This window comes from Rathayibacter sp. VKM Ac-2801 (assembly GCF_009834245.1).
Lineage (GTDB): Bacteria > Actinomycetota > Actinomycetes > Actinomycetales > Microbacteriaceae > Rathayibacter.
Map to the genome: position 1 here is coordinate 2,353,839 of NZ_CP047183.1, position 21,716 is coordinate 2,375,554.

Genomic DNA, 21,716 nt, shown 5'->3' on the forward strand with positions numbered 1-21,716 from the left:
GTGGGACGGCCTCGGGCACGGTAGGAGCGGCGCGAGTCGGCGAGGGAGCGCGGCGGTGAATGCCGGGCGAACGCCGGGGGCCGAATCGGGGACGGCGATGTCGGAGGCGTTCGCTAGCGTGGGCGGACCATGACCGAGCAGCTCTCCCCCGCGCTGGCGCGCCGCATCGCCCTGGCGGCGCAGGGGTTCGGCGTCCCCCGGCCCACCCGGGTCGACGCGCGCCGGGTGCGCGCCGCTGTGGACCGGATCCGCCCGCTCCAGCTCGACTCGGTGAACGTCTTCGAGCGGAGCCACTACCTGCCGCTGCTCGCACGGCTGGGCCCTTACGACCGCTCCCTCCTCGACGCCGCGGCCTTCTCCCCCGACGGCCCCTACGTCGAGTACTGGGCCCACGAGGCCGCCCTCGTCCGCCGCGAGGACCTCCCGCTCTACCGGTGGCGGATGGAGCACTACCGCCGGGTCCGCCTGCCGGAGCACGAGGGCTGGGCCCACGAGAACCGCGCCACCCTCGACTGGCTCCGCGCCGCGCTCGCCGACGGTCCCCTCCGCGCCTCCGAGATCGAGCACGAGGCCAACGTCCGCACGGGCCCCTGGTGGGGCTGGTCCGACATCAAGCGCGGCCTCGAGGTCCTGTTCCGCTGGGGCGAGGTGGTGACGGCGGGGCGCACGCGCTTCGAGCGCTCCTACGGACTCGCCGAGCGGCTCCTCCCGCGCGAGGTGCTCGACGCCGAGACGCCCCTCCCCGACGCCGTCCGCGAGCTCGTGCGCCGGGCGGCGCGGGCCCACGGGATCGGCACCCTCGGCGACCTGGCCGACTACCACCGGCTGCTCCAGTCCCCCACGCGCGTCGCGATCGACGAGCTGGTCGAGGCGGGCGAGCTCGAGCGCGTCGAGGTGCGCGGCTGGGAGCGGGGCGGGCGGCCGGTTCCGCTCTGGCGGCACGTCGACGCCCGTCGCCCCCGCACGCTCCGGGCGGACGCGCTCCTCTCGCCGTTCGACCCCGTGGTCTGGCACCGCCCGAGAGCCGAGCTGTTCTTCGACTTCCACTACCGGATCGAGATCTACACCCCGGCCGAGCAGCGCGTGCACGGCTACTACGTCCTCCCCGTGCTCCTCGACGACGTGATCGCCGCACGGGTCGACCTCAAGAGCGAGCGCAAGCGCCGGGTCCTGCTCGTGCAGGCCGCCTGGCTCGAGCCGGGGGCCCCGTCCGGCACGGCCGAACGGCTCGCCGCGCTGCTCGTGGAGGCCGCCGCCTGGCAGGGACTCGACGCCGTCGAGGTCGTCGGACGCGGCGACCTCGCCGCCGCCCTCGCCGTCGCGCTGAGGAGGACCGCATGAGCGCGCCCGGCGGCGTCCTGGCGCTGGCGCTCTCGGAGCGCTGCGTCGCCCGTCTGCTGGAGCGCGGGACCGTCGTGGGCGTCGGCACGGGCGAGCTCGCCCACGCGGCCGGCGTCTCCCTTCGGACCTTCCACCGCTACCTCGGCGGGAAGGAGGACTGCGTGCGCCCGGTGCTCGCCGCCGCGATCGCCGCAATGGGACGCGCCCTCCTCGAGCGCCCGGCCGCCGAGCCGCTGAACGCGGCGCTCGGTCACGCCTTCGCCGCGGCCGCCTGCGGTCCCCAGCTCGACCGCACCCTCCGACTGATCCCCCTGCTCACCGAGACCTCGGCGATGCGCGCCGTCTGGGCGCAGTCGCTTCACGACAGCGAGGAGGCGCTGACGCCGTTCCTCGCCGAGCGGATGGGGCTCGGCCGCACCTCCCTGCACCGGGCGGCCGTGCTGGCCACCGTCGTCCTCGCCCTGGTCCGGCGAGCGCTGGTCGACGCGGCTGCGAGCGGGATCGACCCGGCACCGGTCTTCGCCGAGTACCTGACCACCCTCGACGGCGGTCCGCTCGCGGCTCCGACCGGGTGACGTCCCGTCCGGCGAGGTGACGAGTGCACCGCTGCCCGGGGCGGGGAATCGGGGCGGGGCCGCGATCGACGACGAGGCGGCGACCGGATCGGCCTGCTAGAAGCGCGAGCCCATCTCGGAGAGGCGGGCGACGCGGTCCGCAATCGGCGGGTGCGTCGCGAAGAGGCGCGCCACCACTCCCGGCTTCGACGGGTCGGCGATCCAGAGGTGCGCCATCGAGCTGTTCTGCCGCTGCATCGGCCGACCCGCGGACTCGAGCTTGAGGAGGGCGCGGGCGAGGGCGTCGGGGTGGCGGGTCGTCAGCGCGCTGGTGGCATCGGCGAGGTACTCGCGCTGACGGGAGATCGAGAGCTGCACGACCGAGGCGACGATCGGCGCGAGGACCATGGACACCAGCCCGACGATCAGGAGCGCCGGGTTCCCCCCGCCGTTGCTGGTGCCGCCCCGCCCGAAGAAGGCCAGGCGGAGGAAGGCGTCGGAGAGGAAGCCGACCGCGACGACGAGACCGAAGACGATCATCGAGACGCGGATGTCGTAGTTGCGGACGTGGCCCAGCTCGTGGGCCATCACGCCCTCCAGCTCGGCGTCGTCCATGATCGCGAGCAGGCCGGTCGTCGCGGCGACGACGGCGTGCTCGGGATCACGGCCGGTCGCGAACGCGTTCGGCGCCGGGTCGTCGATCAGGTAGACCTTCGGCATCGGGGTGCCCGTCGCGATCGAGAGGTTCTCGACGATGCGGTACAGCCTCGGCTCGTCCGCCTTCTCCACCGGCACGCCGCCGCTGAGTGCGACCGCCTGACGAGCGGCGAAGAAGTACTGGAAGAACGCGTACGCCGCGGCGACCACGAGCACCGCAACGACGATCGTCGTGCTGCGGTAGACCGCTGCCGCCAGGGCGCCCAGGCCGCCGATGACCGCCAGGAACAGGACGAGGATCAGGACCGTGTTGCGCTTGTTGCGGGCGATCGCGCTGTACACGGCGGCTGCCTAGAACTGCACGCGCGGGGGCTCCGAGATCGCGGCGAGATCGCCGACCTCGAAGAACTCGCGCTCCGAGAAGCCGAGCCGGCGCGAGAAGAGCGTGTTCGGGAAGACCTTCACCTTGGTGTTCATCTCGCGCACGCCGCCGTTGTAGAAGCGCCGGGCCGACTGGATCTTGTCCTCGGTGTCGACCAGCTCGCCCTGCAGCTGGAGGAAGTTCTGGCTCGCCTGCAGCTGGGGGTACGCCTCCGCGACCGCGAAGATCGACTTCAGCGCGCTCTGCATGTGGTCCTCGGCGACCGACGCCTCCGCCGGGCCCTGGGCCTGCAGCGTCTCGGCGCGCGCCTGCGTCACCGACTCGAAGACCTGCCGCTCGTGCGAGGCGTAGCCCTTCACGGAGTCGATCACGTTGGGGATCAGATCCGCACGGCGCTTCAGCTGGACGGTGATGTCGCTCCACGCCTCGTCCACGCGGACGTTGAGGGTGACCAGCGAGTTGTACGTCGCCCAGAGGTAGACCCCGAGGATGACGACGAGCGCGACGACGACGATGAGCGGGACGAGCCATTCCATGCCGTCCAGTGTAGGGACGGCGCGCTCCCCGGCAGCTGTCGATGAGGCGCATTCGCAGGGGCGGGTCGGCCCTACTTGAGAGTCTTCTGCAGCAGGACGGTGCTGAGCCAGCGCTCGAACTTGAAGCCGACGCGGCCCATGCGGCCGACCTCGACGAATCCGAACTGCGCGTGCATCGCCAGCGACGCCTCCGCGCCCTTGTCGGCGATGACCGCCATGATCTGCCGGATCCCCACCGCCTTCGCGCGCTCGAGGAGCTCGGTCATCAGAGCCCGGCCGAGGCCCTTCCCGGTGGAGGCCGCCCGCAGGTAGATCGAGTTCTCGACGGTGAAGCGGTACGCCCGCTTGGACGACCACGGCGACACCATCGCATAGCCGAGGATCTGACCCGACGGCGAGACGGCCACGATGAAGGGCAGCCCGAGCTTCTGGTTGCGGGAGAACTTCGTCCGCCACTCCTTCAGCGTCGAGTCGTCCTCGTCGAAGGTCACCACCGTGTTGCGCACGTAGTGGTTGTAGATCTCGCGGATGTCCGGCAGGTCGGCGTCGCGGGCGTCGCGGATCTCGAACGAGAATCCGGGCTCGGGAGGCGGCGCCTTCCGCAGGTGCGGCGGCAGGACGCGCCGGCTCTCGTACTCTTCCTCAAGCATCCGGCTCCCCTTCGGCTCCGCCCATCGATCCGGGCCAGCGTAGCCGCCCCGCGGGCGACCACCCGGTCACGCGAGAGCGCTCCAGTCGACCGGCTCCGCGCCGCGCTCCTCCAGGAGGGCGTTGGCGCGGCTGAACGGCCGGGAGCCGAAGAAGCCGCGCGAGGCCGACAGCGGACTGGGGTGCGCGCTCTCGATCACTCCGGCCTCCCCCAGCATCGGGCGGAGCGACGCGGCGTCGCGGCCCCAGAGGATCGCGACGAGCGGCGCGTCCCGTGCGGCCAGGGTGCGGATCGCGTGCTCGGTGACCGCCTCCCAGCCCTTGCCGCGGTGCGAGGCGGGTGAGCCGGGCGCCACGGTGAGCACGCGGTTGAGCAGCATCACGCCGCTCGAGGTCCAGCCGCTGAGGTCGCCGTGCTCGGGCGGCTCGACGCCGAGGTCGTCGCGGAGCTCGCGGTGGATGTTCTGCAGGCTCCTCGGCAGCGGGCGCACGTGGCGCTCGACCGCGAAGGACAGCCCGATCGGGTGCCCGGGCGTCGGGTACGGGTCCTGCCCGACGATGAGGACGCGCACGTCCGCGAGCGGGGCGGCGAAGGCGCGGAGCACGTCGCGGCCCGCGGGGAGGTAGGGCCGGCCGGCCGCGACCTCGCTGCGGAGGAAGTCGCCCATCGCGGCGATGTCCCCGGCGACGGGGGCGAGCGCCTCCGCCCAGCCCTGGTCGATCAGGCCCGAGGCCGCGAGCTCCGCGAGGTCCACCGGATCAGCTCGCCGCGAGCGTCGCGACGACGACTCCGGCGTCGCTGCCGCTCACGCGCCACACCGAGCCGGCACCGCCGACGCGGAGCGCGCCGGTGCCGACGATCAGCACGGTGGACTCGTCGAGCGCGACGCCGCCGTCGACCAGGCCCGCCTCGACGGCCGCGACCAGGCGGCCGAGGGTCCCCCACTGCGCGGCGTGCACGTCGACCGTCACGTCGATGAGGCCGATGCCCTCGAGCACCGTGACCTCGTCGAGCTCCTCCGCCGCGCCCTCCGGGACGACGGCGACGCCGCCGATCCGGTGGCCGCCGACGAGGGCGCGGTCGGCCGCGACGGCGGCTCCCGCCGAGTAGCCGGCGTACGGCACTCCGGAGGAGACGAGGTCGCGCAGGCGCGGGAAGCAGGCCTCGAGCGCGTCGCGGTAGGCCGGCGTCAGCCCTCCGCCGACGAAGATCCCGTCGACGTCGTCGAAGACCGCGGGATCGATCCGGCCGCCCTCCGGCTTCATCACGGCGAACGCGTCGAGCGGGCCGACCGTCGCGAGCAGTGCCGCGTAGCCGGAGTAGGCCTCGGGGCCGAGCCCGTCGTGGACGACGACGATCGCGATGCGCGGGCCCTCGATCCGGCCGGCGTCGACGGCGTGGGCGCGCGCCTCCGTGAGGAACGCCCCGTACAGCTGCTGGTCGTGGTCGACGCCGCCTCCGCCGCCGATCAGGTGGACGCTCACTCGTCGTCCTCGGCGAGGGCTCCGTCCACCGGGGGCAGAGCCGACCAGGGGAAGACGATCCAGCGCGGGGTGCGGCGCCAGAAGAAATCGGGCTCGAGGACCGTGCGCGGCTTCGTGTAGAGGGTCACGGTGCGCACCTCGGCGCCCATCGCGCGGATGAGCTTCACCGAGAGGGCGAGGGTGTGGCCGGAGTCGGAGACGTCGTCGACCAGGAGGATGCGCTTGCCGTGGACCGACGCCTCGTCCAGCAGCGGCGGCAGCACCACGGGCTCCGCCAGGCGCGCCTCGACGCCGGTGTAGAACTCGACGTTCAGCGCCCCGCAGCTCTTGATGCCGAGCGCGTAGGCCACGGCGCCCGCGAGCAGGAGACCGCCGCGCGCGATGGCGACGACCAGCTCCGGCCGGTAGCCCGACGCGACCACGTCGTCGGCCAGGTGCCGAGCGGCGTCGCCGAACTCGAGCCAGCCGAGAACCTCCTTCTCCGTGGCGGCGAGGAGGGCGGCGGAGTCGTCGGCGTCGGAAACCATGAGGGACAGGCTAGGCCGTCGCGGGCCTCTGCGTCACATCGGTCAGGCGCGCGGGATCAGGGGTCCCTTCGCGACCTTGTGCGGGGCCGCCTGCGCGACCGGCTTGATGGTCACCAGATCGAGGTTGACGTGGGCGGGGAGCTCCACCGAGGAGACGATCGCGGCGGCGACGTCCTCCGCGACCAGAGGGTCGGGGACCTCGGCGTAGACCGCGTCGGCGCGCTCCCGGTCGCCGCCGAAGCGGACCAGCGAGAACTCGTCCGTGTGCACCATCCCCGGCGCGATCTCGATCACGCGGATCGGCTCGCCGGCCAGCTCGAGCCGCAGCACGGCGACGAGCGCGTGCGCGGCGTGCTTGGCGGCGTTGTATCCGCCTCCGCCCTCGTAGGCGACGTGGCCGGCGATCGAGGTGACCGTCACGATGTCCGCGGAGGTCCCGCTCCCCCGGATCCCGGCGCGCAACAGCGGGAGCAGCGCGCTGGTCACGAGCTTCACCGAGAGCACGTTGATCTCGAACATGCGGCGCCAGTCCTCGGGGTCGGACTTCTCGACCGAGTCGAGTCCGAGCGCGCCGCCCGCGTTGTTCACGAGCGCGTGCACGGGCCCGGAGGAGGCGAGGTGGTCGCGCAGCGCGTCGACCTGGGGGGAGTCGGTGAGGTCGGCGGCGAAGTACTCGGCGCCGGTCTCGGCGGCGAGCGCCTCCAGCCGGTCGCGTCGGCGCGCGACGGCGACGACCTCCCAGCCGTGCTCGCGGAACAGCCGGACCGTGGCCGCCCCGATCCCTGAACTCGCTCCTGTCACGACAACGCGTCGATCCACGCCCGTCCCCTTCCGTCAAGCCTCGGACACCCTCGACGCCGTCGTCGCAGCCCAACGCTAGTCTGGCCGCGTGCCGCCCGCCGACCCGGTTCCCGCGACCGCCGGGACAGCCGTTGCCCCGAAGCGACGCGTGCCCCTCTGGGACAACGCGCGCTTCGTCTGCGTGACCCTCGTCGTGATCGGGCACGGCGTCCAGCGGCTGACGGCCAACTCCGACACCTCGCTCATCGTCTACCTGACGATCTACGCCTTCCACATGCCGGCGTTCGCGATCATCTCGGGCTACTTCTCCAAGAGCGGCGCACCGAGCGGGCGCGCGATGCGGCGGGTGCTGACGGACATCCTCCTGCCCTACCTGATCATGGAGACGATCTGGACCCTGGTGCAGTTCCTGGTCGAGGGCAAGCAGGAGTTCAACCCGACCAAGCCGAGCTGGACGCTGTGGTTCCTGCTCGCGCTGGGCATCTTCCGCCTCGTGCTCCCCTATCTGGCGCTGCTGCGCTGGCCGCTGCTGATCAGCGTGGTGCTCGCGGTCGGGGTCAGCTACTACGACAACATCGACTCGACCTTCTCGCTCGCGCGCGCGATCGGGATCCTGCCCTTCTTCGTGTTCGGCTGGCGGCTGCGCGGCTTCGCCCCCGGCGGCCGCTCCGCCGTCGACAGCTGGCTCGCCCAGCCGCCGTCGCGGGTGCTCCTCGCCCGGGTCCTCGCCGTCGTCCTCTTCGCGGTCACGGCGGTCGTCATGACCGTCAACATCGAGGCGTTCCGCGCGGCGGACCTGCGCTACTGGTTCTTCTACGATCGCCCCTACGACGCCCTCGGCGAGACGCAGTGGTGGGCCGGCCTGGTGCGGCTGGCCCTGATGGCCGGGGCGGTCGTGCTCTCGCTCGCGCTCTTCGCGCTGGTGCCGCGCCGCCGCACTCCGCTCACCGCCTGGGGACAGTCGACGATGTACGTCTACCTCCTCCACAGCTTCGTCCTCTATCCGCTGCGGGAGTCCGGGATCCTCTCGCAGACGGAGAGCACGCTCGCCCTCGTGCTGATGATCGCGTTCTGCGTCGCGGTCTCGGTCGTGCTCTCGCTGGGCTGGACCCGCACCGTCTTCCACCGGCTGGTCGAGCCCCGCGCGGCCTGGCTCTTCGCCCCGGTGGCCGACGAGAAGCCCCGGCGCCCCGACCGCGCCGACCCCACGGGCGCCAAACGCGACCGGCAGCCCGAGCGGCGCTGACGGCCGTTACCCCGTGTGTCGGCGGTTTCGGCCGCCCGGCGGACCCCCGCGTACGCTCGTCGCGACGGAGAACGGCCCCGTCCGAAGACCCCGACGATCCGATGGGAAGCACCATGACCGACTCCGAGAAGTGGCAGTTCGAGACCAAGCAGATCCACTCGGGCGCCGCGCCGGACCCGGTGACCAAGGCCCGCGCGACGCCGATCTACCAGACCACCTCCTACGTCTTCGACAACGCGGAGCACGCCCAGAACCTGTTCGCGCTGGCGGAGTTCGGCAACATCTACACCCGCATCCAGAACCCGACCCAGGCGGTCGTGGAGGAGCGGCTCACCGCCCTCGAGGGCGGCTCCGGCGCCCTGCTGCTCGCCTCGGGCCAGGCCGCCGAGACCGCGGCCGTGCTGAACATCGCCCAGGCCGGCGACCACATCGTCTCGTCGTCCTCGATCTACGGCGGCACTTACAACCTCTTCAAGTACACCCTCGCCAAGCTCGGCATCGAGACGACGTTCGTCGAGAACCAGGACGACCGCGAGGAGTGGCGCCGCGCCGTCCGCCCGAACACGAAGCTGTTCTTCGCCGAGACCGTCGGCAACCCCAAGATCAACATCCTCGACATCCGCACCGTGGCCGATGTCGCGCACGACGCTGGCGTGCCCCTGATCGTGGACAACACCATCGCGACGCCCTACCTGATCCGCCCCTTCGAGCACGGCGCGGACATCATCGTGCACTCGGCGACCAAGTTCCTCGGCGGCCACGGCACGGTCATCGGCGGAGCGATCGTCGACGGCGGCCGCTTCCCGTGGAGCGGGAACGCCGAGCGCTTCCCCGGCCTCACCACGCCGGACGAGTCCTACCACGGCGCCGTCTACACCGCCGCGGTCGGCGACTCCCTCGCCTACATCATCAAGGCCCGCGTGCAGCTTCTGCGCGACCTCGGCGCCTCGATCGCCCCGGCGAGCGCCTGGCAGCTCATCCAGGGCATCGAGACCCTCTCGCTCCGGATCGAGCGCCACGTGCAGAACGCGCAGGAGATCGCGGAGTACCTCGAGAACCATTCCGACATCGCCTCGGTGAACTACTCGGGCCTGCCCACCTCGCCCTGGTACGCCGCGGCCAACCGCTACGCGCCGAAGGGCGTGGGCGCGGTGCTCTCGTTCGAGCTGAAGGGCGGAGTGGACGCCGGCCGCGCCTTCGTCGACTCGCTGGAGCTGTTCTCGCACCTGGCGAACATCGGCGACGTCCGCTCGCTCGTCATCCACCCCGCGTCCACCACGCACTCGCAGCTCTCGCCCGAGCAGCAGCTGACCGCCGGGGTCACTCCCGGCCTGGTGCGCCTGTCGGTGGGACTCGAGAGCATCGACGACCTCCGCGCCGACCTCGACCAGGCCCTCCGCGCCGCGCGCGCCGTCGTCGAGGCCTCCCGCGCGAACGCCTGAGGCCCCTCGGCGCCCTGACGAGGTCCCCGTCCGCAGGGATCGCGTCAGGGCGCTCCGCGCGCGGGCGGAGGAGCGCGGGAGCAGGGCGTAACAAACGGCTCCGCCCGGCGGCGCTCTGACACGATGGACAGCGCTATGGACTGGCAGCAGACACTCGAGGACACGGTCCCGTCGGCGTTCGTCACCGAGCGCCAGCTCCTCTCGGTCATCGGGAAGCCGCCCGCCACCGGAGCCTGGCGCGACGGCGACCAGCCGGGCGGGCGCCGCTTCGTCGACCTCGGCCCGTTCGACTTCGAGGCGGGCGGCCACCTCCCCCACGCCCGCATCGCCTACGAGAGCTGGGGCGAGCTGAACGAGCGCCGCGACAACGCCGTCCTCGTCCTGCACGCGCTGACCGGCGACTCCCACCTGCTCGGCCGCGGCGATCCCGGCCACGCGACGGACGGCTGGTGGTCGGGACTCGTCGGCCCCGGCCTCGTGATCGACACCGACCGCTTCTTCGTGGTCGCCCCGAACATGCTCGGCGGCTGCCAGGGCTCCACCGGGCCCGCCTCCCTCGCCCCCGACGGCCACGAGTGGGGCGCGCGGTTCCCGTACACGAGCATCCGCGACCAGGTGCGGGCGCAGGTGCAGTTCAGCGACCTGCTCGGCGTCGACCGCTGGCACACCGTCATCGGCGGCTCGATGGGCGGGATGCAGGCGCTGGAGTGGGGGATCGACCACGCGGAGCGGGTCGCGCGCCTCGCCGTCCTGGCCGCTCCCCCGCGGGCCACCGCCGATCAGATCGCCCTCAACTTCGTGCAGCTCGAGGCGATCCGCAACGACGCGGCCTTCGCGGGCGGCTCCTACTACGACGCCGGCGACGGCCAGGGCCCGTACCACGGCCTCGCGCTCGCCCGGCGGATGGCACTGCTCAACTACCGCAGCCCCTCCGAGCTCAACGACCGCTTCGAGCGCAGCTGGCAGTCGGGGCTGAGCCCCCTCGGCGGCGGCGGCCGCTTCGCTGTGGAGTCGTACCTCGACTTCCACGGCAACAAGTTCACCCGCCGCTTCGACGCGAACAGCTACATCACGCTGGTCGAGGCGATGAACTCGCACGACGTCGGCCGCGGCCGGGGCGGCGAGGCGGCGGCGCTCTCCCGGATCACCAGCCCGACCCTCGTCCTCGGCATCGACAGCGACCGGCTCTTCCCGGTCGAGGGGCAGCGGATCATCGCGGCGCATGCTCCCGGCGCCCTCGACGGCGGGGAGGTCGCGGTGATCACCTCGACGTTCGGCCACGACGGGTTCCTCATCGAGGACGACGCGGTCGGCGCCCACCTGGCCCGGCTGCTGGCGCATCCCGCGACGGCCTGACCCGCCCGACTCCGGCGCGGTTCGACGTCCCGAACCGCTCCGACCGGCCCGGCCAGTGGCTATCGTGAGACGGGGGCCAGCCCCGCGCCACGACCGGAGGGGGCCAGAGCGTGCCGATGATCCGCAGCGCCCGCGAGCGCGACCGTCTGCTGCGCCACTCCGCCTGCGGGATCGGCCTGCTCACGGAGGCGGGCGCGCTCGGCATGGCCCTCATCCCCGGGACGCTCGAGCCCGCCGCCGTCCCGTTCGCCGTCGCGCTGCTCCTGGGCATGATGGCCGCCCACGTCGAGCTCGCCCGGACCGGTCGCCGCAGCCGCGTGATCGCGGTCGCCGTCGGCGGTCTGCTCCTGGGCTGGGGCCTCGCGCTGGGCCTGGCTCCGGACGCCGACTTCGCCGGGTTCGTCCTGGTCAACACCGCGAACGCCGTGACCGCGAGCATCGCCGTGGTCGTGACGACGTCCGCGCGCCGCCTGGCTCTGCTGCTGCCGGTCCTGATCCCCAGCGTGATCCCCTCGGTGCTCGTGTCGAGCGGGACCATGATCCCCGCCGTCGTGGTCCAGAGCCTGCTCCCCTGGGGCACGCTGACCGGCTTCGCCCTCTGGATCGGCACGGCGGTCCCCCGAGTCGTGCGGCGGATCGACAGCATCGGCAACGCGCACCGCGTGGAGCGGCTGGCCAGCGAGACGGAGGCTCAGCGCCGGCAGGGTGCGCGCCTCCTGCACGACACGGTGCTGGCCACCCTCACGCTCCTCGCGCACTCGGGCCGCGGAGTGTCGGTCGACGCCCTGCGGCAGCAGGCCGCTCAGGACGCGCAGCTCCTGCGCCAGCTCCGGCTCGGCGGGACTCCCACCCCGAGCGCGTCCGGCTCCTACCAGCTGACCAGCGTGACCACGGCCCCCGCGGCCAACACCCTCGAGACCGTCCGCGACCGCTTCGGCCGGATGGGACTCGACGTCATCTGGCACGGCTCCGGGCAGGTGGCTCTCACCGGCGCCGCCCTCGACTCCTTCGTGCTCGCCCTCGCCGAATGCCTCGAGAACGTGCGCCGCCACTCCGGAGTCGCCTCCGCCGACGTGACCATCACCGAGGACGAGACGACCGTCCGCGCGATGGTGACGGACGCGGGCGCGGGCTTCGACATCGCCACTGTGCCGGACTCGAAGCTCGGCTTCAAGGAGTCGGTGATCGCCCGGCTCGGCGACGTGGGCGGGCGCACGCGCCTGTTCAGCTCGCCGGGATCGGGGACGACCGTGGTGCTGGAGGTGCCCAAGTGAGCGCCGCCCCCGAGTCCCCGGCGCCGCTGCTCGGACGCGTGCCCGCGACGCCGGGCCGCTCCTCCCGGTCGACCCGCTCGATCCGCCGCCAGCAGGAAGGGCTCGGCACCAACTACCTCGGCAGCGGCCTGAACGGCATCGCCGCCGCGATCATGGCCTACGAGCTGCTGATCTTCCTCTCGACCTCGGCCCGCTACAGCGATCTCGCGCCTGCGGCGATCGCCTGGGTCCTCGTCGTCCTGGCCTTCGGGGCCGCCGTCCTCGCGATCCACCTCGGCGGACGCCGCCTGCCGCTCCCGGTCTACCTCTGCTTCCTCCTCGCCGTCGGAATCGCCGTCGTGCTCGACCTGGTGGCCGTGACCGAGTCCGGCTCGGCCCGCACCGTCCCCACCGCCGCGGTCGCGGGGGCCGTCGCGCACGCCGCGCTGATCGTCCACCGGCGCGGGATCGAGATCCTCGCGGTGAGCGCTCTCGTCTCGATCGCCGAGGTGATCGCGTTCCTCTCGATGGAGTCGGGCGGAGCGGGCGCGCTCTCGGTGCGCATCAGCGCCCTCGTGGTGACGATCGCGCCGGCCGTCGTCGTGGTCGTGATGATGCGCGGATTCCGCCGGATGGTCCAGCTCGAGATCGACCGCGCCCTCGTGCAGAGCACCACGCTCGGCCCGCGCTACGCGGTCGGGATGCTGGCTTCGGAGGAGCTCGCGCGGCTGGACCTCGCCGCGGAGCGCCTCCTCGCCGAGGTCGGCGACGGCTCCGTCCCTCTGCCCCTCGACGCCCAGCGCGCCGCCCTGGCGGCCTCGCTCGCCACGCAGCTCCGCCTCCACCTCATCGAGGGGCGGCGCGAGACCTGGCTGCACCACGCCGTGCTCGAGTCCGAGCTGCTCGCGCCGCTCGTCGACCTCGACGACCCGGACGGCACTGCCGGGCTCCTCGGGCACCAGCAGCGCGACGGGCTCCTGTCGGCGATCTGGCTGATCGCCGACAGCGCGACCGGGCTCGCGGTGGTGCTCCACGTCGAATCGGGCAGCCCCCGCGACCCCGGAGCCGAGACGGCCGCCCGCGGACTGCTCGTGCCGATCACCCTCCGCTCCTCAGGCGCGCCCTTGCACGGAGTCGATCCTGCGACGTGGGAGGCTATCGCTCAGGTCGGCGTCTTCTACGACACCTCGAGGGACGGGGAGCTCCGGATCGAGATCGACTGCCTCGTCGACAACCCCGCCGACCGGTGAGCAGCCTCCGAGACCGCCGACGACCGCCGACCGAAGGACACCGATGACCCCCACCGCTGACTCGAAGATCACGCTCGCGGTCGTGGACGACCACAAGATGCTCCTCGGAGCGCTCACGGAGTGGATCCGCGGGGCCGCCTCGGACATCCAGCTGGTGGCCGCGGTCGCCTCCTGGCCCGAGCTGCTCACGCACCCCGAGTTCCCCGTCGACGTCGTCCTCCTCGACCTCGACCTCAAGGACAACATCCCGATCTCGGTGAAGCTGTCAACCCTCAAGACCACCGGGGTGAAGACGGTGCTGATGAGCACCTACTCCGAGCCCGCGGTGGTCCGCGAGGCGCTCGCCTCCGGAGCCCTCGGCTACCTGGTGAAGACCGAGGACGCGGACATGATCGTCGAGGCGATCCGCGCGGCCAAGGACGGCCACTCCTACATCTCGCACGAGCTCGACATGGCGCTCTCCACCGGCGACTCCGACGGAGCCCCGAAGCTCAGCGCGCAGGAGCGCCGAGTGATGGCCCTCTACGGCGGCGGCGAACCGGTGAAGTCGGTGGCGTTCGAGCTGGGCATCTCGGAGGAGACGGCGAAGTCGTACCTCAAGCGGATCCGCGAGAAGTACCGCGTCGTCGGCATCGACGTCGGCACGAAGGTGGCGCTGCGCAAGCGCGCCATCCACGACGGGATCCTGATCGAGACGGACTGAGTCCTCTTCCGCGGCGGTCCCCGCCCGCCGCGGCGCGGTCGGCTTCACGACGTGGCGGGTTCCATAGAGCGGGGTGCGTCGCCCGGCATCGATCCGCTGGCACGCGGATCGCTGTCTGCGGGCTCTACGGGGGCGCGGCGGTCCCCGCCCGCCGCGGCGCGGTCGGCTTCACGACGTGGCGGGTTCCATAGAGCGGGGTGCGTCGCCCGGCATCGATCCGCTGGCACGCGGATCGCTGTCTGCGGGCTCTGCGGGGGCGCGGCGGTCCCCGCCCGCCGCGGCGCGGTCGGCTTCACGACGTGGCGGGTTCCATAGAGCGGGGTGCGTCGCCCGGCATCGATCCGCTGGCAAGCGGATCGCTGTCTGCGGGCTCCACGAGGGCACGGGCGATCGCCCGAACTGCGGTCGATTGAAGCGGGCGCGCCTCCTCCGTGCTGGTCGAGCAGCAGCGGGACGCGGCGCATCGAGACCCACCGACACGGACGGCGGATCCGGCAGCGCGCCCGGGTCAGCGGGCGAGGACGGCGACCGTCATACCGGGGGCGGCGGCGGGGGCGTCCATCGCGGCCAGGGCGGCGGGCAGGTCCTCGAAGGCGATGGTCCTGCCGACGGAGTCGCCGGGGCGCAGACGGCCGGCGACGATGTCCTCGAGGAGCGCGGTGTAGCCGCTCCGGGCGATGCCGTGGCTGCCCAGCAGCTCCAGCTCCTGGGCGATGACCCGGCCGAGCGGGATCGCCGGTGCCGCCTCGGGCCCGAGGAGCAGACCCACCTGCACGTGCCGGCCCCGCGGACGCAGCGCGGCGATCGACGCCTCGGCCGTGGCCCTGCTGCCGACGGCGTCGACCGACAGGTGCGCACCTCCTCCGGTCGCCGCCCGGATCGCATCGGCGGCACCCTCCCCTCCGGGGACGGTCACCGCCCCGAGCGCGGCGGCGGCCTCCCGCGCCGGAGCGGAGACGTCCGACGCCACCACCCGGGCTCCGGCCGCGAGCGCGACGATCACCGCGGAGAGGCCCACACCGCCGCAGCCCAGCACCGCGACCCACTCCCCCGGGGCGACCCGGCCGCGCACGTGCAGGGCGTGGTACGCGGTGCCGAAGCGGCAGCCCAGACCGGCCGCCTCGACGAAGCCGACGGAGTCGGGGAGGCGCACCAGGTTCAGATCCGCGCCCGGCACGACCACCGACTCGGCGAACGACCCGTCGAGCGTGAACCCCGGCTGCTGCTGGCGGAGGCACACCTGCGTCGCTCCCTCCCGGCACTGCTCGCAGTCGCCGCAGGCGAACACGAACGGCGCCGTGACCCGGTCGCCGACCGCGAAGAGCGACACCTCGCGTCCCGTCTCGGTCACCGTCCCGGCGAACTCGTGCCCGGGGATCTGCGGCAGGACGACCGAGTCGTCGTGCCCCTTCCACGCGTGCCAGTCGCTCCGGCAGACCCCGGTCGCCGCGACGCGGACGACGACGCCGTCGACGGGGCAGGCAGGCTCCGGGACCTCGACGATCTCGGGGAGGGCGGAGAAGGAGGAGTAGCTCACGGCGCGCATGCCGCGAGTCTTCCGGAGCCGCCGGTGATCGGCCGCCTACAGCGCGTCGACGGGGACGCCGCCGGTGCGGGGCTCCGTGGGCTCCCGGTGGACCGGGTAGACCGAGCCGCGAGCCCGGTCGATCGCGATGCTGCCCAGAGCGAGCACGATGCCCGCCGCGGTCAGGCCGACGCCGACCCAGATGGGCGACAGGTAGCCCAGCCCGGCGGCGATCGTCAGGCCGCCGAGCGCGGCGCCCACCGAGTTGCCGATGTTGAGGGCGGAGTGGTTGAGCGCGGCCGCGATCGTCTGGCTGTCGCGCGCCACGTCCATCAGCCGGGTCTGGATGGCGGGCGAGGCGGCCGCCGAGAAGCCGGCCGAGAGGAACGCGAACACCACCAGGCCGACGACCGACGAGGCCGACAGCGCGAGCCCGATCAGCGAGGCGCCGACACCGGCGAAGAACACCACCAGCGCCCGCCGCACGTCGCGGTCGGCGGCCCAGCCGCCGACGAGGTTGCCGACGGTCATCCCGAGTCCGATGACGACCAGGATCCACGGGACCGCGCCGAGCGGCAGGCCCGTCACCTCGGTCGCGAGCGGCGAGATGTAGCTGTACATCGCGAAGAGTCCGCCGAAGCCGATGGCGCCGACGAGGAGGGTCATCCAGACCTGCAGGCGCCCGAACGCCCGCAGCTCGTTGCGGACGGTCGCCGCCGGGTTCCCGGGCTGCGCGGGCACGAGCAGCTGGACGGCCACGACGGTCAGCGCGAAGAGCACCGCGACCACGAGGTAGGCGCTGCGCCAGCCGGCCACCTGCCCGACCCAGGTGATCGCGGGCACGCCGACGACGTTCGCGATCGTGAGCCCGGAGAGGACGAACGCGACTCCCTTGCCGCGCTTGCCGGGACCCATCAGGTCGGCGGCGACCAGGGAGGCGATGCCGAAGTAGGCGCCGTGCGGGAGCGCGGCGACGAAGCGCGCGGCGAGGACGAGCGGGAAGCTCGGCAGCAGCGCCGAGCCGATCGTCCCGACGGTGAAGGCAACGAGGAGGGTCAGGAGGAGCCTCTTGCGCGGCCAGCGCGCCGCGGCGGCGGCGATGGTGGGGGCGCCGACCACGACACCGAGCGCGTAGGCCGAGATCAGCATCCCGGCCTGCGAGACGGCCTGCTCCTGGCTCGCGGCCCAGACCCCGGGGAGGAGGTCGGCGGCGAGCTGCGGGAGGAGCCCCATCGCGACGAACTCGGTCGAGCCGATGCCGAAGCCCCCCATCGCGAGGGCGAGCAGGGCGAGGCGGGTCCGAGCGGGCGAGAGCGTCACCGGACAAGGCTACTCAGGATCGGTCGGATGTCGAATCGATTCGAACATCCCAGGCCGCGAGAGCTCGGAGCGCGACCCGCCTACTCCCCCAGTGCGTCTTTCAGGCGGGCGATCTTGCCATCGATCTCGCCCGAGTAGCCGGGGCGGATGTCGGCCTTCAGGACGAGCGACACGCGCGTCCCGAACGCTCCGACGGCCTCCGTGGCGCGCTTGACGACATCGAAGACCTCGTCCCACTCCCCCTCGATCTCGGTGAACATCGACGTCGTCCGCGACGGCAGGCCGCTCTCGCGGACGATGCGGACGGCAGCGGCGACGGCGTCGTGGACGGACGCGTCGGGCGCCTCGCCCCCGGAGGGTGCGACCGAGAATGCGACGAGCATGGGAGCCTCCTTGACTGCGCGCGCCGCGTGCCGGCGTCGCGCCCTCCGAGCCTACGAGCCCTGGGGCGCCAGGCGGGTCTCGCCGGTCAGCGACGACGCGGACGACGCGGCTCCGGGCACGACGACCCGTGCCGTCCCCATCCGCCACAGCTCGCGCAGCAGCCAGCCGAGCAGCACCACGAGGAGGACGTTCCGCACGGTCAGCACGAGCACCATCCACCAGTGCGACCAGAGGAGAAAGAGGTAAAGGTAGGGGTAGACCACCTGGGTCAGAGCCGCGGTGACGAGCGTCAGCTTCGCGGGCCGGTCGAACGCGCCGTCGCGGCACGCGATCAGGCCGGCGATCACCGGCGGCGCGAGCCAGACGATGTACTGCGGCGAGAGCACCTTGTTGGTGTCGATGAACACGACCACGAAGGTCAGCGCGAGCAACGGGAAGAGCCTGGCGGGGTCCGCCCGACGGGCGAGAGCACGGGCACCCAGCAGGGCCACGCCGAGCATGGCCAGAGCGAGCAGCGGGGTCATCAGGCTCGCGGCGAACTCGGTGCCGGGCCCGTGCATCTCGAAGGTGTTGATGTCGGCGGCGTAGTAGACGTAGCTCCCCGATCCCGGGAGGACTGACAACCACATCCAGGGGGTGCTCACGACGGCCTCGATCTGGAGGCCCCGATCGGTCTGATCGGTGACGAAGCTGAAGACCTGGTCCCCGCCGCCGACGAGGACGACCGCCAGCACGATGATCACGGAGGCGACCGCGGGGACGAGGATCATCCGGAGGCGACCGCGCAGGACCAGCACGGCAGCGGCGAGGATCGCGGCCGGCCACACCTTGATCCAGGTGGCCACGGTCAGCAGGAGCGCGGCGACGCCCGGACGGGTCGCGGCCCAGAGCATCCCGGCGATGGCCGGCGGCGCTGTGAAGGCGTCGATGCGGCCGATCGCGATCGGCCCGAGCAGGACGAGGAACAGCAGCCACCAGCGCGCTGCGGCGAGGCGCGGTGCCGACCGGCCGCGCAGCAGCAGAGCGAAGGCGGCGGCGTCGGCGATCGCGACGAGGACGAGCCACATCAGGTCGTAGCCGGCCGAGCCGAAGAGCCAGGAGGCGGCGATCGGGCCCCAGGCGAGGATCGGGTAGACCCAGCCCGTGTCGATCCCGGCGATGCCGCCGCCCTCGACGGCGGTCCTCATCCACTCCTTGTAGACGATGCTGACGTCGCCCATCGGCAGACCCGGAGCGAACAGCGCCAGGAGGGAGAGCACCACGTGCACCAGCGCGAAGGCGCCCCAGAGTACGGCGACGGAGTCGCGGTTCTCGCGCAGCCGGGCGAGGGGGCGGGAGGACGCTCGAGGAGGGGAGGACGGCACCGCGTCATTGTAGAGGGGCCGCTGAACGGGACCCTGGCAGCACCTGAGCCCGGCTGAGAGCGCCGCTCCCGGCGGACGTCAGTACCCGGCGAACGCGTCGGTGCGGATCCGCTTCGCCCCGGCACCGCGCAGGGCGCCGCGGACCGAGTCGACGAAGGACGGCGACCCGGAGACGTAGCCCACCCGTCGCCCGGCGTCCGGCACCACGTCCGCGAGCAGCTCGGCGGTCAGTCGCCCGGTCACATGCGACCACCCCGCGGGCAGCTCGGTCGGCGCCTCCTTCGAGCACAGGACGACCCGGGCCCCCGACTCCTGCAGCAGGTCGCGGTACGCGACGTCGGCGAGGCTCGGCGCGGCGACCACGACGACGACGTCGCGCTGCGGACCGTCGGCGAGCGAGCGCAGCTGGCTGGCGAACGGGGTGATCCCGATGCCGCCGGCCACCAGCAGCAGCGGCACGGAGGCGTCGGCCGGCAGGACGAAGTCGCCGCCGACGCTCGTCGCCCGGAGCGAGTCGCCGGGCTCCAGGGCGGCGAGGGCGCGCTTGAAGCTGCTCGCCTTCTCCGGCATCCGCAGGGCGATCGCGATCTCGCCGTCGGACGGAGCGGAGGAGACCGAGAAGGTGCGCCGGCTGCCCCGGCTGTCGGCGCGGTGCGGCAGATCGAGCTCGAGCCACTGGCCCGGCTCGAAGGTCAGCGGCGAGCGGGAGCGGAAGCGGTACTCCGCGATGCCCGGCGCCAGCACGCGGGTCGAGGCGAGCTCGAGCGTGTGCCGGCGGCGCTGGCGGAACGCGAAGGCGAACGCGAGGGCGTTGCCGACCACGAGGCCCAGCTCCGGAGTGGCGGAGATCACGCCGAAGTGGAAGGGGACGCTCGCCACGAGCGCTGCGACGACCGCGATGATCAGCTGCTGCGAGCGGCGCGGTGCGAGCGTGAGCGGCTCCGTCAGCATGAAGGCGCCGGCGAAGACGAAGGGGTAGGCCGTGAGGACCAGGGCCGCCGCGGCGCCGAGGTCCTGGCCGTTCTGCACCGCCTGCTGCACGGACACCGCGCCCGCCACGAGCACGAAGACGGCGAAGACGGCCCAGCGGCGGACCCGCGCGACGATCAGAAGGGAGCCCACGACGACGAACGGCCAGATCGCGCCACTGGCGATCCACCAGGCTCCGGCGTTGAGCCCGGTGAAGCCGATGATCAGCACGGCGACCGCGGCCGGGTTGAAGAGGTGGCGGCCCCGCCACGCGAGGACGTACTTGGACGCGGCGGCGATCGCGCCGACGAGCGCGATCACGGCGAGCCCGCGGGGATCCGCCGTCGGGAAGAGCAGGCAGGCGATCAGCAGACCGGTGACGAGCGAGGACTCCAGGTGCGCGCGGCTCCGGAAGAGCCTCGCGAGGACCGCGCTGACCAGGGCCGTCGAGGCGACGGCGACGAGCGTCGTGCCGACGATCTCGAGCGGCGTCGAGAAGATCAGGCCGGCTGCGGCGTAGCCGACGGCGACGAGCAGGAGCGCGGCGAGCGTCATCCAGACCAGCCGGTAGGTGGTGACGCGGCCGAGGGCGCGGTCGAAGGTGCCGATCATCGGAAGACCTCTCCGGGGAAGGAAGGCGAGTAGTGGAGGGTGCCGTCGCTGCGGACGCGGACGAACTCGAAGTCGAAGCGCTCGGCGAGGGTCTCGGCCGGGCAGACGAACAACGCGGTCGCGAGCCCGTCGGCGACGAGGGCCGTGTCGGCCACCGCCCAGGCGGCGACGACGGTCTCGACCGGAGCGCCGGTCCGCCCGTCGAGGACGTGGTGGAGGCCGCTGCCCCAAGCGCGGCGGTTGCTCGCCGAGCCGCAGAGCGCGCGCTCGCCGGGCACCGCCACTCCCAGTGCGCTGCTCGGGTCCCAGGGGTGCTCGAGGCCGACCCGGACGGGTCCGGCTCCGGCGCCCCGGAGGTCGCCGCTCGCGTCGACGAGGGCGGGTCCGGCTCCGGCGAGCTCCTCGAGGACGAGGTCGACGAGCTGGCCCTTGCCCGCAGCGCCGACGTCGACGACGGTGCCCGGTTCGACCCGGAGTCCCGCCGCCCCGCGGCGGGCCGCCGCCCAGGAGGGAGCGGGGACCGCGGGTCCGCGGGGGACGAGGGTGTACGCGGAGTCGTAGCCGAGCTGCTCGAGCGAGCCGCCGACGAAGGGGGTGACCGCCCCGCCGGTCAGCTCGTCGAGCACGTCGTACAGCGCGAAGAGGTCGTCCGCTTCGGCGGGGAAGACGTGCTCACCGCCGACCCGCAGCTGCGAGACGGCGGAGTCGTCACGGAAGCGCGACCAGGTGCGGTCGTACTCCGCGATGCGCGCCTCGACCCGGGCGCGATGGGAGGGTCCGAGCGGCTCGGCGCTGTCGATCTGCCAGCCGGTGCCGATCGCGTCGAACCGCCACGCGTGGCCGAGGACCGTCGGTGCGTCAGGCCGTGGCATCGGCCTTGATGGTCTCGACGGCGTCGTTGAAGCCGCCGGAGGTGAGGGAGGACCCCGACACCTTCGAGACCTTCAGCTCGTCGAGCTGCTTGCCGACGACCTCGCCCGCGATGCCGCCTGCGAAGCGCGACTGGTACTGCTGGCCGGTCGGGTTCTCCGACTCCGGGGTCACGGTCACGTCGGTGACGACGCCGTCGGCGAGGGTCAGCGAGACGCCCACCTTCTCGTTCCCTCCCGGCGAGGTGTAGGCGCCCTCTGCCTCGTAGGTGCCGTCGGCGTAGCTGCTGCCGCTCGCGGCGGAGGAGGCGGCGCCGGTGGCCTCGGGGGCGGAGCTGGTGGCGGTGCTCGGAGCGGTGGTGGTCGCCGCGTCGGCGGCGTCGCTCCCGGTCGTGGTGGTGCTGGAGCAGGCGGCGAGGGCGGCGAGGGTGCCGGCGCCGGCGAGGAGGGTCAGGGCGTAGCGGGCGGGAGTCGTGGTCTTCGCGGTCATGT

At 73.0% G+C, this 21,716-nt stretch carries 22 protein-coding genes; 8 read left to right on the forward strand and 14 right to left on the reverse strand.

All coding sequences use genetic code 11. The features are described from left to right. The first annotated feature begins 129 nt into the window (after positions 1-129). Together GSU45_RS10835 and GSU45_RS10840 are read left to right on the forward strand one after the other, a co-directional pair. Positions 130-1,341: a crosslink repair DNA glycosylase YcaQ family protein gene (locus GSU45_RS10835; RefSeq protein WP_159914899.1), complete on the forward strand. Its 1,212-nt coding sequence runs from the start codon at positions 130-132 to the stop codon at positions 1,339-1,341. Then, entirely contained in the window at positions 1,338-1,916 is a 579-nt protein-coding gene (locus GSU45_RS10840; RefSeq protein ID WP_159914901.1) for a TetR/AcrR family transcriptional regulator, read from the forward strand. The genes GSU45_RS10835 and GSU45_RS10840 overlap by 4 nt, the downstream gene beginning before the upstream one ends. Before the next feature lie 96 nt (positions 1,917-2,012). Here GSU45_RS10840 and GSU45_RS10845 read toward each other — a convergent pair whose 3' ends face one another. The 7 genes from GSU45_RS10845 to GSU45_RS10875 form a co-directional block, all read right to left on the reverse strand. Continuing rightward, positions 2,013-2,894: a M48 family metallopeptidase gene (locus GSU45_RS10845; protein ID WP_159914903.1), complete on the reverse strand. Its 882-nt coding sequence runs from the start codon at positions 2,892-2,894 to the stop codon at positions 2,013-2,015. Between the two features lie 9 nt (positions 2,895-2,903). After that, on the reverse strand, positions 2,904-3,470 hold the full coding sequence (locus tag GSU45_RS10850) for a LemA family protein (RefSeq protein ID WP_104225511.1): 567 nt from the start codon (positions 3,468-3,470) through the stop codon (positions 2,904-2,906). A gap of 71 nt (positions 3,471-3,541) precedes the next feature. Then, positions 3,542-4,120 (reverse strand): GNAT family N-acetyltransferase, encoded by a 579-nt coding sequence (locus GSU45_RS10855; protein ID WP_104275272.1) that lies wholly within the window; start codon positions 4,118-4,120, stop codon positions 3,542-3,544. 66 nt (positions 4,121-4,186) lie between these two features. Beyond that, a complete protein-coding gene (locus tag GSU45_RS10860) occupies positions 4,187-4,873 on the reverse strand; it encodes a uracil-DNA glycosylase (protein WP_159914905.1) in 687 nt (228 codons plus the stop codon). Positions 4,874-4,877: 4 nt separating this feature from the next. Next, positions 4,878-5,603: a peptidase S51 gene (locus GSU45_RS10865; protein WP_159914907.1), complete on the reverse strand. Its 726-nt coding sequence runs from the start codon at positions 5,601-5,603 to the stop codon at positions 4,878-4,880. Then, on the reverse strand, positions 5,600-6,130 hold the full coding sequence (locus GSU45_RS10870; RefSeq protein WP_159914909.1) for a phosphoribosyltransferase: 531 nt from the start codon (positions 6,128-6,130) through the stop codon (positions 5,600-5,602). Before GSU45_RS10870 ends, GSU45_RS10865 begins: the two co-directional genes overlap by 4 nt. 42 nt (positions 6,131-6,172) lie before the next feature. Next, the gene (locus GSU45_RS10875; protein ID WP_244248098.1) at positions 6,173-6,949 is read right to left on the reverse strand and encodes an SDR family NAD(P)-dependent oxidoreductase; all 777 of its coding nucleotides are present in this window, start codon (positions 6,947-6,949) and stop codon (positions 6,173-6,175) included. Between the two features lie 130 nt (positions 6,950-7,079). Here GSU45_RS10875 and GSU45_RS10880 point away from each other — a divergent pair, with 130 nt between their 5' ends. The 6 genes from GSU45_RS10880 (at position 7,080) to GSU45_RS10905 (ending at position 14,181) form a co-directional block, all read left to right on the forward strand. Continuing rightward, the gene (locus tag GSU45_RS10880) at positions 7,080-8,177 is read left to right on the forward strand and encodes an acyltransferase family protein (RefSeq protein ID WP_244229460.1); all 1,098 of its coding nucleotides are present in this window, start codon (positions 7,080-7,082) and stop codon (positions 8,175-8,177) included. 113 nt (positions 8,178-8,290) lie between these two features. Continuing rightward, a complete protein-coding gene (locus GSU45_RS10885; protein ID WP_159914913.1) occupies positions 8,291-9,619 on the forward strand; it encodes a bifunctional o-acetylhomoserine/o-acetylserine sulfhydrylase in 1,329 nt (442 codons plus the stop codon). A gap of 135 nt (positions 9,620-9,754) precedes the next feature. After that, positions 9,755-10,975, forward strand: a complete 1,221-nt coding sequence (locus GSU45_RS10890; RefSeq protein WP_159914915.1) for a homoserine O-acetyltransferase — start codon at positions 9,755-9,757, stop codon at positions 10,973-10,975. A 116-nt stretch (positions 10,976-11,091) separates the two neighbouring features. After that, a complete protein-coding gene (locus GSU45_RS10895) occupies positions 11,092-12,249 on the forward strand; it encodes a histidine kinase (protein WP_159914917.1) in 1,158 nt (385 codons plus the stop codon). Further along, positions 12,246-13,478: a hypothetical protein gene (locus GSU45_RS10900; RefSeq protein ID WP_159914919.1), complete on the forward strand. Its 1,233-nt coding sequence runs from the start codon at positions 12,246-12,248 to the stop codon at positions 13,476-13,478. Before GSU45_RS10895 ends, GSU45_RS10900 begins: the two co-directional genes overlap by 4 nt. Positions 13,479-13,521: 43 nt before the next feature. Then, the gene (locus GSU45_RS10905; RefSeq protein ID WP_159914921.1) at positions 13,522-14,181 is read left to right on the forward strand and encodes a response regulator; all 660 of its coding nucleotides are present in this window, start codon (positions 13,522-13,524) and stop codon (positions 14,179-14,181) included. Positions 14,182-14,689: 508 nt separating this feature from the next. On the opposite strand, the gene GSU45_RS10910 is transcribed toward GSU45_RS10905, so the two are convergent. The 7 genes from GSU45_RS10910 to GSU45_RS10940 form a co-directional block, all read right to left on the reverse strand. Further along, the gene (locus GSU45_RS10910) at positions 14,690-15,727 is read right to left on the reverse strand and encodes an alcohol dehydrogenase catalytic domain-containing protein (RefSeq protein ID WP_159914923.1); all 1,038 of its coding nucleotides are present in this window, start codon (positions 15,725-15,727) and stop codon (positions 14,690-14,692) included. 36 nt (positions 15,728-15,763) lie between these two features. Continuing rightward, a complete protein-coding gene (locus GSU45_RS10915) occupies positions 15,764-16,978 on the reverse strand; it encodes an MFS transporter (RefSeq protein WP_159917073.1) in 1,215 nt (404 codons plus the stop codon). A gap of 128 nt (positions 16,979-17,106) precedes the next feature. After that, on the reverse strand, positions 17,107-17,409 hold the full coding sequence (locus GSU45_RS10920) for a thiamine-binding protein (RefSeq protein WP_159914925.1): 303 nt from the start codon (positions 17,407-17,409) through the stop codon (positions 17,107-17,109). 51 nt (positions 17,410-17,460) lie between these two features. Further along, positions 17,461-18,774, reverse strand: coding sequence for a glycosyltransferase 87 family protein (locus GSU45_RS10925; RefSeq protein WP_159914927.1), 1,314 nt, complete (start codon positions 18,772-18,774; stop codon positions 17,461-17,463). Positions 18,775-18,852: 78 nt separating this feature from the next. Beyond that, entirely contained in the window at positions 18,853-20,355 is a 1,503-nt protein-coding gene (locus GSU45_RS10930; protein WP_159914929.1) for an oxidoreductase, read from the reverse strand. After that, a complete protein-coding gene (locus tag GSU45_RS10935; RefSeq protein WP_159914931.1) occupies positions 20,352-21,227 on the reverse strand; it encodes an FAD:protein FMN transferase in 876 nt (291 codons plus the stop codon). The genes GSU45_RS10930 and GSU45_RS10935 overlap by 4 nt, the downstream gene beginning before the upstream one ends. Continuing rightward, a complete protein-coding gene (locus GSU45_RS10940; RefSeq protein ID WP_104224453.1) occupies positions 21,214-21,714 on the reverse strand; it encodes an FMN-binding protein in 501 nt (166 codons plus the stop codon). Before GSU45_RS10940 ends, GSU45_RS10935 begins: the two co-directional genes overlap by 14 nt. Positions 21,715-21,716: the final 2 nt, after the last annotated feature.